At 70.8% G+C, this 16,787-nt stretch carries 17 protein-coding genes; 12 read left to right on the top strand and 5 right to left on the bottom strand.

Going from position 1 to position 16,787, the window contains the following annotated elements:
* Window positions 1–6 precede the first annotated feature (6 nt).
* The 5 genes from IE251_RS31120 (at window position 7) to IE251_RS31100 (ending at window position 2,982) form a co-directional block, all read left to right on the top strand.
* On the top strand, window positions 7–351 hold the full coding sequence (locus IE251_RS31120) for a DUF3817 domain-containing protein (protein ID WP_189756312.1): 345 nt from the start codon (window positions 7–9) through the stop codon (window positions 349–351).
* Entirely contained in the window at window positions 348–641 is a 294-nt protein-coding gene (locus IE251_RS31115) for an MTH1187 family thiamine-binding protein (protein ID WP_030790126.1), read from the top strand. The genes IE251_RS31120 and IE251_RS31115 overlap by 4 nt, the downstream gene beginning before the upstream one ends.
* Before the next feature lie 144 nt (window positions 642–785).
* Window positions 786–1,538 carry a hypothetical protein gene (locus tag IE251_RS31110; protein ID WP_189756311.1) on the top strand — a complete coding sequence of 251 codons (753 nt, stop codon included), beginning with the start codon at window positions 786–788 and terminating at the stop codon, window positions 1,536–1,538.
* 119 nt (window positions 1,539–1,657) lie between these two features.
* Entirely contained in the window at window positions 1,658–2,338 is a 681-nt protein-coding gene (locus IE251_RS31105; protein WP_189756310.1) for a DUF4166 domain-containing protein, read from the top strand.
* Entirely contained in the window at window positions 2,335–2,982 is a 648-nt protein-coding gene (locus tag IE251_RS31100; RefSeq protein ID WP_189756309.1) for a TetR/AcrR family transcriptional regulator, read from the top strand. Before IE251_RS31105 ends, IE251_RS31100 begins: the two co-directional genes overlap by 4 nt.
* A gap of 330 nt (window positions 2,983–3,312) precedes the next feature.
* On the opposite strand, the gene IE251_RS31095 is transcribed toward IE251_RS31100, so the two are convergent.
* The gene (locus IE251_RS31095) at window positions 3,313–3,555 is read right to left on the bottom strand and encodes a hypothetical protein (RefSeq protein WP_189756308.1); all 243 of its coding nucleotides are present in this window, start codon (window positions 3,553–3,555) and stop codon (window positions 3,313–3,315) included.
* Window positions 3,556–3,830: 275 nt separating this feature from the next.
* Here IE251_RS31095 and IE251_RS31090 point away from each other — a divergent pair, with 275 nt between their 5' ends.
* The 3 genes from IE251_RS31090 (at window position 3,831) to icmA (ending at window position 6,497) form a co-directional block, all read left to right on the top strand.
* A complete protein-coding gene (locus tag IE251_RS31090; RefSeq protein WP_189756307.1) occupies window positions 3,831–4,340 on the top strand; it encodes a MarR family winged helix-turn-helix transcriptional regulator in 510 nt (169 codons plus the stop codon).
* 43 nt (window positions 4,341–4,383) lie between these two features.
* Window positions 4,384–4,722, top strand: coding sequence for a DUF3817 domain-containing protein (locus IE251_RS31085; RefSeq protein WP_189756306.1), 339 nt, complete (start codon window positions 4,384–4,386; stop codon window positions 4,720–4,722).
* A gap of 74 nt (window positions 4,723–4,796) precedes the next feature.
* The gene (gene icmA, locus IE251_RS31080) at window positions 4,797–6,497 is read left to right on the top strand and encodes a coenzyme B12-dependent isobutyryl-CoA mutase large subunit (protein WP_189756305.1); all 1,701 of its coding nucleotides are present in this window, start codon (window positions 4,797–4,799) and stop codon (window positions 6,495–6,497) included.
* A 63-nt stretch (window positions 6,498–6,560) separates the two neighbouring features.
* Here icmA and IE251_RS31075 read toward each other — a convergent pair whose 3' ends face one another.
* Window positions 6,561–7,187: a TetR/AcrR family transcriptional regulator gene (locus IE251_RS31075; protein ID WP_189756304.1), complete on the bottom strand. Its 627-nt coding sequence runs from the start codon at window positions 7,185–7,187 to the stop codon at window positions 6,561–6,563.
* Window positions 7,188–7,394: 207 nt separating this feature from the next.
* On the opposite strand from IE251_RS31075, the gene IE251_RS31070 reads away from it, so the two are divergent.
* From IE251_RS31070 to IE251_RS31055, 4 genes are all read left to right on the top strand, one after another.
* Window positions 7,395–8,366: a tetratricopeptide repeat protein gene (locus IE251_RS31070; protein WP_189756303.1), complete on the top strand. Its 972-nt coding sequence runs from the start codon at window positions 7,395–7,397 to the stop codon at window positions 8,364–8,366.
* A gap of 625 nt (window positions 8,367–8,991) precedes the next feature.
* Window positions 8,992–9,651 (top strand): DUF6230 family protein, encoded by a 660-nt coding sequence (locus IE251_RS31065; RefSeq protein ID WP_189756302.1) that lies wholly within the window; start codon window positions 8,992–8,994, stop codon window positions 9,649–9,651.
* A 110-nt stretch (window positions 9,652–9,761) separates the two neighbouring features.
* Entirely contained in the window at window positions 9,762–10,316 is a 555-nt protein-coding gene (locus tag IE251_RS31060) for a DUF6114 domain-containing protein (RefSeq protein ID WP_189756301.1), read from the top strand.
* Window positions 10,306–11,802, top strand: coding sequence for a hypothetical protein (locus IE251_RS31055; RefSeq protein ID WP_189756300.1), 1,497 nt, complete (start codon window positions 10,306–10,308; stop codon window positions 11,800–11,802). Before IE251_RS31060 ends, IE251_RS31055 begins: the two co-directional genes overlap by 11 nt.
* A gap of 90 nt (window positions 11,803–11,892) precedes the next feature.
* Here the strand turns inward: IE251_RS31055 and pyk are convergent, their stop codons facing one another.
* The 3 genes from pyk to pta form a co-directional block, all read right to left on the bottom strand.
* On the bottom strand, window positions 11,893–13,320 hold the full coding sequence (pyk, locus tag IE251_RS31050) for a pyruvate kinase (protein WP_189756299.1): 1,428 nt from the start codon (window positions 13,318–13,320) through the stop codon (window positions 11,893–11,895).
* A gap of 84 nt (window positions 13,321–13,404) precedes the next feature.
* The gene (locus tag IE251_RS31045; protein WP_189756298.1) at window positions 13,405–14,616 is read right to left on the bottom strand and encodes an acetate kinase; all 1,212 of its coding nucleotides are present in this window, start codon (window positions 14,614–14,616) and stop codon (window positions 13,405–13,407) included.
* A complete protein-coding gene (gene pta, locus IE251_RS31040; protein ID WP_189756297.1) occupies window positions 14,613–16,709 on the bottom strand; it encodes a phosphate acetyltransferase in 2,097 nt (698 codons plus the stop codon). The genes IE251_RS31045 and pta overlap by 4 nt, the downstream gene beginning before the upstream one ends.
* Between the last annotated feature and the right edge of the window lie 78 nt (window positions 16,710–16,787).

The raw sequence follows: 16,787 nt of genomic DNA, 5'->3' as shown, positions 1-16,787 counted from the left end.
TGACCCGTGGACATCAAGACCGCCACCGCCCTCCGCCGCCTCCGCCTGGTCTCGGCCCCCGAGGCCGTGTCCTTCCTGATCCTGCTCGTCTGCTCGGTGCTGAAGCGGACCACGGACTTCGACGCGGTCCCCGTGATGGGAGCGATCCACGGCGTCCTCTTCATCCTGTACGTGATCTTCTGGGCGGACGCCTGGAACCGCGCCAAGTGGCCCCTGAAGACGGCCGCCCTCTACTTCGTCCTGTCGGTGCTGCCCACCGGCGGCTTCTTCGCCGAGCGCAAGCTGCGCCGCGAGGCCGAGGACGCCGTCATCGCCGCCCGCGCCCGCAAGGAAGGAGTCGTGAACGCATGATCGTCGCCTTTTCCGTGACGCCCCTCGGCGTCGGCGAGGACGTGGGGGAGTACGTCGCGGACGCCGTGCGCGTGGTCCGCGAGTCGGGCCTGCCCCACCGCACCGACGCCATGTTCACCTCGATCGAGGGCGAGTGGGACGAGGTCATGGACGTCGTCAAGCGCGCCGTCGCCGCCGTCGAGGCCCGCGCCCCGCGCGTGTCGCTCGTCCTCAAGGCCGACATCCGCCCCGGGGTGACCGACGGGCTCACCAGCAAGGTGGAGACCGTCGAGCGGTACCTCGCCCAGTAGCGGCGCACCCTCCCGCGAGAACCCTGGTCCTCTGGGCCGGGGTTTTTCCGTCCCCGACATTTGAGCGATCGCTCAAAGCGGTGTACGTTCGGCGCCAGACGATTTGAGCAGTCGCTCAAACACCGTGCTCACGTGGGGGAACACATGGGTCTCTACATAGAGACGCACATCCGCGCCGACCTCGACGACCTGTGGGCGCGCACCCAGGACCCCGCCCGGCACCAACGCTGGGACCTGCGCTTCACCGAGATCGACTACCTCCCGCGCGCGGAAGGCGAACCGCAGCGCTTCCGCTACGCCACGCGCGTGCTGCCGTTCCTCACCGTCTCCGGCACCGGCGTCGCCGCCGGCGAGAAGGAACGCGCCGACGGCACCCGCACCTCCGCCCTGCGCTTCGCCTCCCCGCACCCCCTCTCCCTCATCGCCGAGGGCAGCGGCTACTGGCGCTACGTGCCCGACGCCCACGGCGTCCGCTTCCTCACCGGCTACGACTACCGCCCGCGCTGGGGCCTCCTCGGCGCCCTCGCCGACCGCCTGCTGTTCCGCCCCCTCATGGGCTGGGCGACCGCCTGGTCCTTCGACCGGCTCCGGCTCTGGCTGGAGCGGGGCATCACCCCGGAGCGGGCCCGCCGCAACTGGCTCGCCGAACTCACCGTCCGGGCCCTGGTCCTCGCCCTCTGCCTGACCGTGCTCGGCCACGGCTCGCCCCCCGGCCTGCCCGGCCCCTTCGCCGACGCGACGGCCTACCTGTGCCCGCTGCTGCTCGTACCCGGAGTCTTCCTCGCCCTGTTCAAAGCGCCCCTCGCCGGCACCCCGGCCGCCCGCCGCTGCCTGCGCACGCCGGCCACCCGCACCAGGGCGCCCCGCCTGCTGAAGACGCTGGAGGAACACGGATGACGAAGCGCCTCCCCGGACAAGCACCGGCGACGCCTGTGGACGAGCACCGGCCACGCCCGCGGACCGAGCGCCGTGGACACCCCCGGACACGCACCGACGACGCCCCTGGAGAAGTACCGATGACCTCGATCTTCCGGGCCGCGATGGGCCCCGCTTTCGACCGCCTCCACCCCGCGCTGCGCCGCCGCTTCTCCGTCGGCCTGGCCAGCGGCGAGGCATGCACCGGCCGGGGCGTGATGGACCGGATCTGGCACGGACCGGCGTTCGTGAAGCCGTTCCTCGCCCTGGGCGGCACCCGCAACATCCTCGTCCCGCGGGCCGGCCGGAACGTCCCCTTCGTGATCGAGAACGTGCCGTACACCGACGGCTTCGGCCGTGAGACGGTGAGCTTCGTGCGCACTTTCGACCTGCCCGGCCGGCCCCGCCGCTTCGACGCGCAGATGGTCCTCGGCCCCCGCGGCGACCGCGTCCTGGACTACCTCGGCACCCACCAGCACCTCGCCACCGACCTGCACTTCCACGCCGAACCCGACGGTTCCCTGCTCATCCGCTCCGGAACACACCGGTTCCGGGAGGGCCCGGTGGACCTACGCGTCCCCGACCTCGTCGGCGCCACCGCCGAGGTGCGCGAGTCCTACGACGACACCACCGGCCGTTTCCGTATCCGGGTGCGCGTGGTGAACCGGTACTTCGGGCCGCTCTTCGGCTACGAGGGGTCCTTCACCGCCTCGTACACCGACATCCGCGCCTGCGGCGTACGGCCCGGACTGCGTCCGGTGCGGGAGGAGGCGCGCGCATGAGCCCGGAGACCGCGAAGTCACTGGAGACCAAGACCAGACTGCTGGAGGGCGCCCTGCGTACGCTCACCGAGCAGGGCATCGCCAAGACCTCGGCCCGTACGGTGGCCGCGGCGGCCGGTGTCAACCAGGCGCTGGTCTTCTACCACTTCGGATCCGTGGACGAGCTGCTCGCCGCGGCCTGCCGGTACGGGGCGGAGAAGGCGGTGGCCCGCTACCGGGAGCGGCTCGCCGAGGTGGGCACGCTGTCCGAACTCCTGACCGTCGGCCGCGAGATCCACGAGCGTGAGCGGGCCGGGGGCCATGTCGCCCTGCTCGGCCAGCTGCTGGCCGGCGCCCCGACCCACCCCGGCCTGGGCCCGGCCACCGCAGCCGGGCTCGACCTGTGGATCACCGAGATCGAGCGGGTCCTGCGCCGCGTCCTGGCGGCGACACCGTTCGGCGAGTTCACCGACCCGGCGGGGCTGGCGCGCGCGGTCGCCGCGTCCTTCGTCGGGATCGAGCTGTACGAAGGGGTGGACGAGGCCGGGGCCGGGGCGGCGCTGGACGCGCTGGAGCAGCTGGGGGCCCTGGTCGCCGCGGTGGAGTCCCTGGGCCCGGTCGCCCAGCGCGCCGTACGGCACCAGCTGCGGCGGCGGACCCAGTAGAGCGGGGGCGCGGCGGCGGGTGCGGGCGTGTCCCGACGGTTGCCCGCGTCCCGCCGCGCCCCTTCCGTCCGAGCCGGGCGAGCCGTCCCCCTCGACACCGAGGGCGGGGCGAGGCCCAGCCGGTGGGCGAGGGCACCGGTGGTCGAGGGTTCCGCCGGCGCCGCGGGGACGGCGGCCCGGTTTCGGCCCGGCAGCCGTACCAGCGCCTCGGCGCCCCGGGCGCCCGGATCCGTCCACAGGCCCCCAGACCGCGGGCCGGATGGACCAGTGTGGACTGCCATGGGGCCTCGAAACCCGTGACCACGTCCGGCCAAGAGAAGACGTTCGGCATCAGCGCCAGGCCCTGCCCGCCGAGGTCGCGGCGTACTCGACGTGCGGCGCGAGGGCCGGCGTCCGGCCGTTCCAGGACGGCCGGGGGACCAGCTCCGGCAGCGGCCTGCCGAGCCCCACCTCGGCCAGCCGCCGCGAGGGGAAGGCCACGTCCGCCTCCAGCAGGGCCCGCAGCGGCGGCCGGTCCGGCTCCACGAGCACCCGCCACGCCCGTTCCAGGCCGTACACCGGCTCCGGCACCATCCGCGCCGGATCCGCCGGCCGGGCCGTACGCCGACTCCGGCGCACCCGGGGAGCGGGCCGGCGACCGGGCGGTGTCCTCGCGGGCCGCCTCGGGGTCGAGCCCCACCGGGGATCAGCAGCTACAAGCAGCCACAGCGGTTTCGCCCTGCGGGCGCCGGCGCGCTCGGCACCCTGTGCTGCCGCGTGCTCGCCCTGCGCGCCCGGTGGGAACGGCCGGTGACCGAAAGCCGAGACAGGGCTGACCGGCATATGACCGGCCGGTAGGGTCTGATGACGTGCCCAAGCCTCTCAGCCTTCCGTTCGACCCCATCGCCCGCGCCGACGAGCTGTGGAAGCAGCGATGGGGAAACGTGCCCTCCATGGCCGCGATCACCTCCATCATGCGGGCCCAGCAGATCCTGCTCGCGGAGGTCGACGCGGTGGTCAAGCCGTACGGGCTGACGTTCGCCCGCTACGAGGCGCTCGTGCTGCTCACCTTCTCCAAGGCCGGTGAGCTGCCGATGTCCAAGATCGGTGAGCGGCTGATGGTGCACCCCACGTCCGTGACGAACACCGTGGACCGGCTGGTGAAGTCCGGGCTGGTGGCCAAGCGTCCCAACCCCAACGACGGCCGGGGCACCCTCGCCGTCATCACCGACAAGGGCCGCGAGGTGGTCGACGCGGCCACCCGCGACCTGATGGCCATGGACTTCGGGCTCGGGGCGTACGACGCGGAGGAGTGCCGCGAGATCTTCGCGATGTTCCGTCCCCTGCGGATCGCGGCACACGACTTCACGGAGGAGTGACCCGGGACAAGATCTCCCGGAACGGGTGGTTACGCTCGACTCCATGAAAAAGAGCGTGCTGACCCGCTACCGCGTCCTCGCCTACACCACGGGCGTCCTGCTGGTGCTGCTGTGCCTGAGCATGATCGCGAAGTACGGGCTGGACATGGACGGCGCCGCCGACTTCACGCGGGTCGTCGCCATCGCCCACGGCTGGCTGTACGTCGTCTACCTGGTCTTCGCCTTCGACCTGGGCTCCAAGGCGAAGTGGCCGGTCGGCAAGCAGCTGTGGGTGCTGATCGCGGGCACGATCCCCACGGCCGCGTTCTTCGTCGAGCGCAAGATCAGCCACGAGCTCGAGGCCAAGGTCGCCGAGCAGACCCCGGCCGTCGCCGAGGCGTAGCGACACCGCCGTACGGATGCCGTGCGGCGGTCTGCCATCGACATTTACTAGGACGTCCAAGTAAATTCGAGGGTATGGACGCTCACGCCATCGAGGAAGGCCGCCGTCGCTGGCAGGCCCGTTACGACGCCGCGCGCAAGCGGGACGCGGACTTCACCACACTCTCCGGTGACCCCGTGGAACCGGTGTACGGGCCCCGGCCGGGTGACACGTACGAGGGATTCGAGCGGATCGGCTGGCCCGGGGAGTACCCCTTCACGCGCGGGCTCCATCCGACCGGCTACCGGGGGCGCACCTGGACCATCCGCCAGTTCGCCGGCTTCGGCAACGCCGAGCAGACCAACGAGCGGTACAAGATGATCCTCGCGGCGGGCGGCGGAGGGCTGTCCGTCGCCTTCGACATGCCGACGCTCATGGGGCGCGACTCCGACGACCCGCGCTCCCTCGGCGAGGTCGGGCACTGCGGGGTCGCCATCGACTCGGCCGCCGACATGGAGGTGCTGTTCAAGGACATCCCGCTGGGGGATGTGACGACCTCCATGACCATCAGCGGTCCGGCCGTGCCCGTCTTCTGCATGTACCTGGTCGCCGCCGAGCGGCAGGGTGTCGATCCGCGGGTGCTCAACGGGACCCTCCAGACGGACATCTTCAAGGAGTACATCGCGCAGAAGGAGTGGCTCTTCCAGCCGGAGCCCCATCTGCGGCTGATCGGCGACCTGATGGAGTACTGCGCGGCGGGCATCCCCGCGTACAAGCCGCTGTCGGTCTCCGGCTACCACATCCGGGAGGCCGGGGCCACGGCCGCGCAGGAGCTGGCGTACACCCTGGCCGACGGGTTCGGGTACGTCGAGCTGGGGCTCAGCCGCGGCCTGGACGTGGACGTCTTCGCACCGGGGCTGTCCTTCTTCTTCGACGCGCACGTGGACTTCTTCGAGGAGATCGCCAAGTTCCGCGCGGCCCGGCGCATCTGGGCACGGTGGATGCGGGACGTGTACGGGGCGAAGAGCGACAAGGCGCAGTGGCTCCGGTTCCACACCCAGACGGCCGGTGTGTCGCTGACCGCGCAGCAGCCGTACAACAACGTGGTGCGTACGGCCGTGGAGGCGCTGGCCGCCGTGCTCGGCGGGACGAACTCGCTGCACACCAACGCCCTGGACGAGACCCTCGCGCTGCCCAGCGAGCAGGCGGCGGAGATCGCGCTGCGCACCCAGCAGGTGCTGATGGAGGAGACCGGGGTCGCCAATGTGGCCGACCCGCTGGGCGGTTCCTGGTACGTCGAGCAGCTGACGGACCGGATCGAGGCGGACGCGGAGAAGATATTCGAGCAGATCAAGGAGCGGGGCCTGCGGGCTCACCCGGACGGGCGTCACCCGATCGGGCCCATCACCTCCGGGATTCTGCGCGGTATAGAGGACGGCTGGTTCACCGGCGAGATAGCCGAGTCCGCCTTCCGCTACCAGCAGGCGCTGGAGAAGGGCGACAAGAAGGTGGTGGGCGTCAACGTCCACACCGGGTCGGTGACCGGGGACCTGGAGATCCTGCGGGTCAGCCACGAGGTGGAGCGCGAGCAGGTCCGGGCCCTCGCCGAGCGCAAGGAGGCCCGCGACGAGACGGCCGTGCGCGCCGCCCTCGACGGCATGCTGGCGGCGGCCCGCTCCGGGGCCAACATGATCGAGTCGATGCTGGACGCCGTACGCGCCGAGGCCACCCTGGGCGAGATCTGCGGGGTGCTGCGGGACGAGTGGGGGGTCTACACCGAGCCGGCCGGCTTCTGACCGGACCGCCGACGTGCCGCCCGCCGGGAAGTGTCCCGGCGGGCGGCACGTCCATGCGGGTCTTCAGGGGGTCCGGGACGCACCCACCAGGCCCAGCAGGAGGACCCGGATGAAGCTGTGGACCCATTCCCCGTCGGCGGGTTTGCCGCTGACCAGGGTGCGGTGGACCACCGCGCCCGCGACCATGTCGAAGATCAGGTCGACCGTGCGGGCCGCCTGCTCGGGGTCCGGCTCCGGGGGGAGTTCGCCGCGGTGCTGGGCGCGGGCGCGGCCCTGGAGGACCAGGCGCATCTGCCGGTCCACGATCGAGGCGCGGATGCGTTCGCGCAGCGCGTCGTCGCGGGTGGACTCGGCGACCACCGCCATCAGCCCGCTGCGGGCCTCCGGGCGCGCGAGGATGGCCGCGAACTGCAGGACCACGCCCTCGATGTCGGCGGCGAGGCTGCCGAGGTCGGGGAGTTCCAGCTCGTCGAAGAGTTCCGCGACGGCGTCCACGACCAGCTCGTTCTTGCCGGCCCAGCGGCGGTACAGGGTCGTCTTGGCAACCCCGGCGCGCGTCGCGACGTCCGACAGGGTGAGCTTGGACCAGCCCAGCTCGACCAGAGCCTCCCGGGTCGCGGCCAGGATCGCGGTGTCCGCGGCGGCGCTGCGCGGGCGTCCGGTTCGGCTGGCGGGGGTGCGGCTCTGCATTCCCCGACCATAACCGGCGGGTCCCGGAGGGCCGTGAGGGAGATCACCGGGGTGTGGTGTCGCGCGATGCCCGCGTGGCATTACGCTACGACTCGTAGCGAAAGCTCGTGAGGGACGTACACGGGCGATGGCCACAAGGCGCGGGTGGGGACCCGGCGCCACACAATGCTTTTTCGTTCAGGCGCCGGCTCGGGGGAGGATAGACGCATGCAGCCACGGAACATGTCCATGAGCGGTGTCGTCGACCTCGCCGCGGTGAAGGCGGCCCAGGAGGCCAAGGCCAAGGCCGAGCAGGCGCGCGCCGAAGCCGCCCGGCAGGGCGGCACGGGGGCCGTCTCCCCGGCCGATCTCGTCATCGACGTCGATGAGGCAGGATTCGAGCGGGACGTCCTGCAGCGCTCCGCCGAAGTCCCCGTCGTCATCGACTTCTGGGCCGAGTGGTGTCAGCCCTGCAAGCAGCTGAGCCCGGTCCTGGAGCGGCTGGCCGTCGAGTACAACGGGCGCTTCCTCCTCGCCAAGATCGACGTCGACGCCAACCAGATGCTGATGCAGCAGTTCGGGATCCAGGGCATCCCGGCCGTCTTCGCCGTCGTCGCGGGCCAGGCCCTCCCGCTCTTCCAGGGCGCGGCCGGCGAGCAGCAGATCCGGGAGACCCTGGACCAGCTGGTGGCGGTGGCCGAGCAGCGCTTCGGGCTGACCGGTCTGACCGTCGACCCGGAGGCCGAGCCGGGCGGCGCGCCGGTGGCCGCGCCGGCCGAGGGCCCGTACGACGCGGCGCTGAACGCCGCCGCGCAGGCGCTGGACGCGGGCGACCTGGACGGCGCCGTGCGGGCGTACCAGAACGTGCTGGCCGACGATCCGGCCCACCTCGAGGCCAAGCTGGGCCTGGCGCAGGCCGAGTTGCTCCGGCGCGTGCAGGGGATGGACCCGCAGAAGGTGCGTCAGGAAGCCGCCGACAAGCCCAAGGACGCCGAGGCGCAGATCGCCGCCGCCGACCTGGACCTGGTGGGCGGTCATGTCGAGGACGCGTTCGGCCGGCTGATCGAGACCGTGCAGCGTACGGCGGGTGACGACCGGGACGCCGTACGGCGCCGGCTGCTGGAGCTGTTCGAGGTCGTGGGCCAGGAGGACCCGCGGGTCGTGGCGGCTCGCAGGGCCCTCGCGCGCGCCCTTTTCTGAGGGGCGGTACCCGGCCACGGCTTGTGATGCCGTGGTGAAAGATTCTCCGCCAAGGCGTCACGGCGGCCGCGCTTTACCAAATCTTGGTAAACGCGGCGGCTGTTACTGCGAGTAAATCGAAGCCGTTGGTCTGTCTGGATTCGTCCAGGGATCAACGGCTTTGCTCTGCCCAGCGATGCGACCGTATGTCGCGCTCCGAGACCGGTAGGTCTTCCTCCGGTTATCTCGCCGTTACTAGCCAGTAACGAACCCCCTTGTGTCCAGGCCGAGAATGCACCACGATCGGCGACGCTCGGTCCATTCCCGTACCCCGGCAGCCGGCCGGGTCACGGGGCAATCTGGGTCCCCACCGAGCGGGGCCGGCGGCAGTGGCGCCGGGTCCAGGGCAGGGGGGTCTTCGCCACCCCGGCGAAGCCTGTCCAGCAAGGTTGTGCGTGATGTGTGTCAGGCGCGACCCAGTGGTTGTCGCTCGGGGGTGATCGCCGGTGATTCGGGCGCGCAGTGCGCCGCCGAGTGCGGGCGCTCTCCTTTCCGAGGACGTAGCACTTCTCCCATCCCTGCCCGGCTGAGCCGCCGACCGAGGGCGAGTCCGGGCCAGGAGATGTACGTCCGAGAAGGAGGAAATATGGAGTCCCAGGTGCGTGGCGGGACCAGATGGAAGCGGTTCGCTGTGGTCATGGTGCCCAGCGTGGCCGCTACAGCCGCGATAGGTGTCGCCCTCGCGCAGGGCGCTCTCGCGGCTTCGTTCAGTGTGTCGGGGCAGGAATTCAAGGTCAGCGCAGGCCAGCTCGAAGGCTGGGGCTTCACCCAGTATGGCGCGGTCGACACGGGCAAGAGCCTCGACGGCAGCGAGGACCAGGCGCACCCGGTGGCGATCTCGGCGTTCAACAGGGCCGAGATCACCGACATGTGCCAGTCCGTGGTCACTCCCATCCCGTTCCTGAACAAGAAGGTCACCCTCAAGCTGACCGCGGGTGACAAGGGCAAGAAGGTCGAGGCGTCGCAGCTCTACATCGACGTCGCCAACCTCGACGCCAAAGAGGCCCTGTTCGAGGACATGGACATCGGCGTCGCGGCCGGCAGCGGCACCAAGGGCCCCAAGCCCAAGCCCGAGGAGTACAAGCAGAAGAAGGCCAGCCCCTTCGGGTTCGCGCAGCAGGCCGACAAGGCCACGCTGACCGGTGTGAAGCAGACGGCGTGGGCGACCACCGCCGGCACGTTCCAGCTGGCCAACCTTCACATGGGCCTGAGCTGGGGCAGCGGCGAGGGAATCGAGTGCTACTAGGCACACGATGACGGGTGGGGGAGCCTCTGGTTTCCCCGCCCTGCCCTCGCCCCGGCCTTCCCAGCCGCACCACATCACCAGAGCAACGCCGCACCAGGGAGCTGTTGTCTATGAGCGCCGAGACTTCTGCCGCCGTACCCGGCCAGTTCACCCGCCGGAGGCTGCAGTTCCGCGCCTGGCGGGGCACGCGTCCGTTCTGGGCCGGGCTGTTCGTCATGCTCGGCGGCTTTCTGATCCTGTACTTCCCGTACGCGCACGTGCAGCTCGGCAACCTCAGCATGACGGTCGGAACGCCCGGCGGCTCCAGTTCCCTGATCATCGGCGGACTGCTCATCGCCCTCGGGATCATCCTCTGGTTCCAGCAGCACATCCGGGTCTTCGGAGGTGTCGCGGCGATCCTGCTGGCGCTGGTGTCCATCCCGCTGTCCAACATCGGCGGCTTCATCGTCGGGTTCCTGTGCGCGCTGACCGGCGGAGCGATGGCCATCGCCTGGTCGCCGGGCGCACCCGCGCAGCCGCAGCCGACGGACGGGACCGCGGGCCAGGGCGGTTCGCCCGCCGCCGCACACCTGCCGGAGCAGCACGTGTACGGGCTGGACGACCCGAACGACCTGTCAGGAACGAACCCGGCCAACGGGGCGAACGGGAGGCACAGTGCCGGCTGACGAGGTGACTCGCGGGACCGACGTGGACGGGTCCCGCGCGAGAACCGGGCCCCGTCACGCGGCCCCCAGGAAGCCACTGTTCACCAGGTTCCACATGCCGGCCGGCAAGGCCATAGCCTCCGTGGCGATGCCCACGGCCGTGCTCATGGGCATGGGATTCACCTCCACGCTGGCCATCGCCGACAACAACGGCAACTCGTCGTCGTCCCCGTCCGCGCCGCCGTCCGCGTCGGCCAAGGACCTCACGCGTGAGGAGTACGAGGCCTGCGTCAAGGCGCTGGACGAGGAGAAAGGCAAGGAGAAGGACCCTTCCCGGTCACCGTCGCCGTCCGCCTCCGAGGGCGCGTCGGACGCGTCGTCGAAGGAGACCGCCGGGAGCGGCAAGGAGAGCGGGAGCGAGAAGACGCGGGAGAAGGGCGGTGCCTCTTCGCCGGATTCAGGTTCCGACGACAAGGCCACGCCCGAACCGACCGCGACCTCGGACTCCGCTTCCGCCGGGCCGGACGCGGGCAACTCCGGCTCGTCCGGCACGGGTTCCGACTCCTCCGGCTCGGACTCCCGTACGGCGGGCTCGGGTTCGGGCTCCGGCGCCGACACGGACACGTCGGCGAAGACCCGGGACGGGAACCTCCTGGACACCATCGGCGACGCGGTCGGTGACCTCCTCACCGGCGGCCGGGGCAACGACACCGGCACCTCCACGGAGGCATCGGACCCGGCCCCTACGGCGTCCCAGTCGCCCAAGGTCGAGGGCTCCGGCACGGACTCCGGCGGTGGCGCCGCCGGGGACACGCGCAAGACGGCCGACGACACCACCGGCACCGGTGCGAAGACCGGCGAGGGTACGACCACCGGAACCGGTACGAAGTCCGGCGAAGGCGACACCGTCAAGCCGGCCGGGGACGCCACCCCGACCCCGTCGTCCAGTCCTTCGTCCACCCCTTCGGACACCCCGTCGTCCACCCCTTCGGGCACGCCCAGCCCGTCCGGGAGCGAGTCCGCCGCCCCGGAGGACTGCCCGGTGGCCACGGACGAAGAGGGCGCCGTCGACAACACCGTGGCGGTGGCGGACGACCCCTGGTACCTGGACGCCAGCTCCCTGTACCTCAAGGGCGCCGACTACCAGGGCGTCGTGGAGGTGCGCAGGGCGAACGGCACCACGAAGAAGGTGCTGAAGTACGTCATCTCCAATGGCACCGAGATCGGTGACCTGCACCAGACGGTCAAGGACAAGCAGGCGAACAAGACCTACCACGTCCAGGCCGCCAAGGGCTCGACGTCCACCATCACCGGCGGCGACACGGTGATGTACACCGAGAGCATCTCCGGGAACCTCTTCGGGCTGCTCCCGGTGACCTTCAGCCCCGACAGCCCGCCCCCGCTGAACATCCCGCTGATCTACTTCACCCACGTCAAGGTGGTCCAGGCGGCCCAGTTCGGCGGCAATCTGCACATTCCGGGTATGCGTATGTACACGACCGACTGAGCGGTCGCACAAGCCGGTTCGGGAGCCGCACAAGGCCGAGGGCGCCCCCTGTCACAGGGGGCGCCCTCGGTGTGTCACGGGACCGCCGGGTCAGCTGCTCTGGTCGCCCAGGTGGTGGACACGGATCATGTTGGTGGTGCCGGGGACGCCGGGGGGCGAGCCGGCGGTGATGATCACGGTGTCGCCCGCGTCGAACCGGCTCAGCTTGACGACCTCCTGGTCCACCAGGTCGACCATCTCGTCCGTGGTGTTCACGAACGGCACGACGTAGGACTCGACGCCCCAGCTCAGGGTGAGCTGGTTGCGGGTCGACTCCTCCGTGGTGAAGGCGACGATCGGCTGGGTGGCCCGGTAGCGGGACAGCCGGCGCGCGGTGTCACCGGACTTGGTGAACGCGATCAGGCCCTTGCCGCCGAGGAAGTCGGCGATCTCGCAGGCCGCGCGGGCCACCGAACCGCCCTGGGTGCGCGGCTTCTTGCCCGGCACCAGCGGCTGCAGCCCCTTGGACAGCAGCTCCTGCTCGGCCGCGGTGACGATCTTCGACATGGTCTTGACCGTCTCGACCGGGTACGCGCCCACCGAGGACTCGGCCGACAGCATGACCGCGTCGGCGCCGTCCAGGATCGCGTTGGCCACGTCCGAGGCCTCGGCGCGGGTCGGCCGGGAGTTGGTGATCATCGACTCCATCATCTGGGTCGCGACGATCACCGGCTTGGCGTTGCGCCGGCACAGCTCGATCAGGCGCTTCTGCACCATGGGGACCTTTTCGAGCGGGTACTCGACGGCGAGGTCGCCACGGGCGACCATCACGGCGTCGAACGCCGCGACGACGTCCTCCATGTTCTCCACCGCCTGCGGCTTCTCCACCTTGGCGATGACGGGGACGCGGCGGCCCTCCTCGTCCATGACGCGGTGCACGTCCTGGATGTCCTTGGCGTCCCGGACGAAGGACAGCGCGACCATGTCGCAGCCCATGCGGAGGGCGAAGCGCAGGTCCTCGACGTCCTTCTCGCTCAGCGCGGGGACGTTCACGGCCGCGCCGGGCAGGTTGATGCCCTTGTGGTCGGAGACGACACCGCCCTCGATGACGATCGTCCGCACCCGCGGGCCCTCGACGTCCACGACCTTCAGCTCGACGTTGCCGTCGTTGATCAGGACCTGGTCGCCGCGCGAGACATCGCCCGGCAGCCCCTTGTACGTCGTACCGCAGATGTGCTTGTCGCCCGGCACGTCCTCGGTCGTGATGACGAACTCGTCACCGCGCTCCAGCTCGACCGGACCCTCGGCGAAGGTCTCCAGACGGATCTTCGGGCCCTGGAGGTCGGCGAGGACGCCGATGGGGCGGCCGGTCTCCTTGGACGCGGCCCGGACGCGGTCGTACCGCGCCTGGTGCTCGGCGTGGGTGCCGTGGCTGAAGTTGAAGCGGGCTACGTTCATGCCCGCCTCGATCATGGCGACGAGCATCTCGTGGGAGTCGACCGCGGGGCCGAGAGTACAGACGATTTTCGAACGGCGCATGGGGCGATCCTATCGGTTTGTTTCGCTACGGAATATTCCGTCTGGCGGAAGATACAAATGAGTGCCACACCGCTCAGGTGCTATTCACTTGTTCTTTCCGACCAGTGCGTAGGTCTGCGTCGCGATCTCCAGTTCTTCATCCGTCGGCACCACGGCGACCGCCACCCGGGCGGTGTCCGGCGAAATCAGCCGCGCCCCGCCGCCGCGCACGGCGTTGCGCTCGGGGTCGACGGCCAGGCCCAGGCTCTCCAGGCCCGTGATCGCCGCCTCCCGCACCGGTGCCGCGTTCTCCCCGACCCCGGCCGTGAAGGCCACCGCGTCCACGGTGCCGAGCACCGCGTAATAGGCGCCGATGTACTTCCTGATCCGGTGAATGTAAATGTCGAAGGCGAGCGCGGCCTCTTCGTCGCCCTCGTCGATCCGGCGGCGGATCTCCCGCATGTCGTTGTCCCCGCACAGACCGAACAGGCCGCTCCTCTTGTTGAGAAGAGTGTCGATCTCGTCCATGGACATATCGCCAACCCGGGCCAAATGGAAGATGACGGCCGGATCCAGATCACCGGACCGCGTACCCATCACCAGCCCCTCCAAGGGGGTCAGTCCCATGGAGGTGTCCACACAGCGGCCCTTCTCCACCGCGGAGGCGGAGGCGCCGTTGCCCAGGTGCAGCACGATCACGTTGACCTCGGACGGGTCCTTGCCCAGCAGCCGCGCGGTCTCGCGGGAGACGTAGGCGTGCGAGGTGCCGTGGAAGCCGTAGCGGCGGATCCGGTGGCGGTCGGCGATCTTCGGGTCGATGGCGTAGCGCGCCGCGGACTCCGGCATCGTCGTGTGGAACGCGGTGTCGAAGACGGCGACCTGGGGCAGGTCGGGGCGCAGCGCCCGGGCGGTGCGGATGCCGGTGAGGTTGGCCGGGTTGTGCAGCGGGGCGACCGGGATCAGCCGCTCGATCTCGGTGAGCACCTCGTCGTCGATGACGGTGGGCTCGGTGAAGAACATCCCGCCGTGCACCACCCGGTGCCCGATGGCGGCCAGTTCGGGGGAGTCCAGGCCGAGGCCGTCGCGGCTCAGCTCCTCGCCGACCGTCTTGAGGGCGGCCTCGTGGTCGGCGATGGGGCCGGTGTGCTCGCGGGTGCCGCCGCCGGTGAGGCAGGTGTGCTCGATCCGGGAGGTCTGCTCGCCGATCCGCTCGACCAGGCCCACCGCGAGGCGGCTGCTGTCCCGCATGTCCAGCAGCTGGTACTTCAGCGACGAGGAGCCGGAGTTGAGGACGAGGACACGGGTGGGGGAGGTCACTGCTGGGACGCCTTCTCGGTGGGGGTGGGGGTCTGGGCCTGGATCGCCGTGATGGCGACCGTGTTGACGATGTCCTGGACGAGGGCGCCGCGGGACAGGTCGTTGACCGGCTTGCGCAGGCCCTGGAGGACCGGGCCGACGGCGATCGCGCCGGCCGAGCGCTGCACGGCCTTGTAGGTGTTGTTGCCCGTATTGAGGTCCGGGAAGATCAGAACCGTCGCCTGCCCGGCCACGTCCGAGTCGGGCAGCTTGGTCGCCGCGACGGACGGCTCCACGGCCGCGTCGTACTGGATCGGGCCCTCGATCTTCAGGTCCGGCCGGCGCGAGCGGGCCAGCTCGGTGGCCTCGCGCACCTTGTCCACGTCGGCGCCGGAGCCGGAGGTGCCGGTGGAGTACGACAGCATCGCGATCCGCGGCTCCACGCCGAACCGGGCGGCGGTGGCCGCCGACTGGATGGCGATGTCCGCGAGCTGCTCGGCGTTCGGGTCCGGGTTGACCGCGCAGTCGCCGTAGACCAGCACCTTGTCGGCCAGGCACATGAAGAACACCGACGAGACGATGGAGGCGTCCGGCCGGGTCTTGATGATCTCGAAGGCGGGCCGGATGGTGGCGGCCGTGGAGTGCACCGAGCCGGAGACCATGCCGTCGGCCAGGCCCTCCTGGACCATCAGGGTGCCGAAGTAGTTCACGTCGGAGACGACGTCGTAGGCCAGCTCCACCGTGACGCCCTTGTGGGCGCGCAGGGCCGCGTACTTCTCGGCGAAGGCGTCGCGCAGCCCGGAGGTGGCCGGGTCGATCAGCTGGGTGTCGCCGAGGTCGATGCCGAGGTCCGCGGCCTTCTTGCGGATCCGGTCCTCGGGGCCGAGCAGGGTCAGGTCGCACACGCCCCGGCGCAGCAGCACCTCGGCCGCGTGCAGCACCCGCTCCTCGGTGCCCTCCGGGAGCACCACGCGGCGCTTGTCGGAGCGGGCCTGCTCCAGCAGCTTGTGCTCGAACATCATCGGGGTGACCCGGTCGCTGCTCGGTGCCGAGACCCGGCGGGCCAGCTCGGCGGTGTCGACGTGGCGCTCGAACAGGCCGAGGGCGGTCTCCGCCTTGCGCGGGGTGGCCGCGTTCAGCTTGCCCTCCAGGGAGAACAGCTGCTCGGCGGTGGGGAAGCTGTTGCCGGACACCGACAGCACCGGGGTGCCCGGGGCGAGCCGGGCGGCCAGGGTGAGGATCTCGTCGCGCGGCACCTCGTTGAGCGTCAGCAGCACACCGGCGATCGGCGGGGTGCCGGCGCTGTGCGCGGCCAGCGAGCCCACGACCAGGTCGGCCCGGTCGCCCGGGGTGACCACCAGGCAGCCCGGGGTCAGGGCGCCCAGCAGATTGGGCAGCATGGCGCCGCCGAAGACGAAGTCCATCGCGTCCCGGGCCAGGCCGGAGTCGTCGCCGAGCAGCACCCTGGCGTCCAGGGTCTGGGCGATCTGGGCGACCGTCGGCGCGGAGAGGGCGGGCTCGTCCGGGACCACGTAGCAGGGCACCGGCAGCCGGTCGGCCAGCCGCTCGGCGATCTTGTCGCGGTCCTCGCGGGCCACCCGGTTGGCGACCATGGCCAGCACGTCGCAGCCGAGCCCTTCGTAGGCGCGGTAGGCGTTGCGGGTCTCGGCCAGCACCGACTCGTCGGTCTGCTTGCGGCCGCCCACCACGGGGATGACCGAGGCGCCGAACTCGTTGGCGAGCCGGGCGTTCAGGGACAGCTCGTCCGGCAGCTGGGTGCCGGCGAAGTCGGTGCCGAGGACCAGGACCACGTCGTAGTCCCGGGCCACCAGGTGGAAGCGGTCGACGAGGGCGGAGACCAGCTCGTCCGTGCCCTGCTCGGCCTGGAGCGCGGACGCCTCCCGGTAGTCCATGCCGTAGACCGTCGCCGGGTCCTGCGCGAGGCGGTACCGGGCCCGCAGCAGCTCGAACAGCCGATCGGGTCCGTCGTGGACGAGCGGACGGAACACGCCCACCCGGTCGACCTGCCGGGTGAGGAGTTCCATGACCCCCAGCTCCACGACCTGGCGGCCGTCACCGCGGTCGATCCCGGTCACGTACACGCTGCGCGTCACGTGTCCACTCCGTTCCTCATGTCGCTTCTGTCGCCTCTTCGGCATAAAAATCGCCCACCGAGGTGAGCTGAACCCTCT

Origin of the sequence: Streptomyces eurythermus (assembly GCF_014649115.1) — a bacterium.
Lineage (GTDB): Bacteria > Actinomycetota > Actinomycetes > Streptomycetales > Streptomycetaceae > Streptomyces > Streptomyces eurythermus.
The sequence above is the reverse complement of the archived record's forward strand: the minus strand, read 5'-3'. Positions and strand labels throughout refer to the sequence as shown.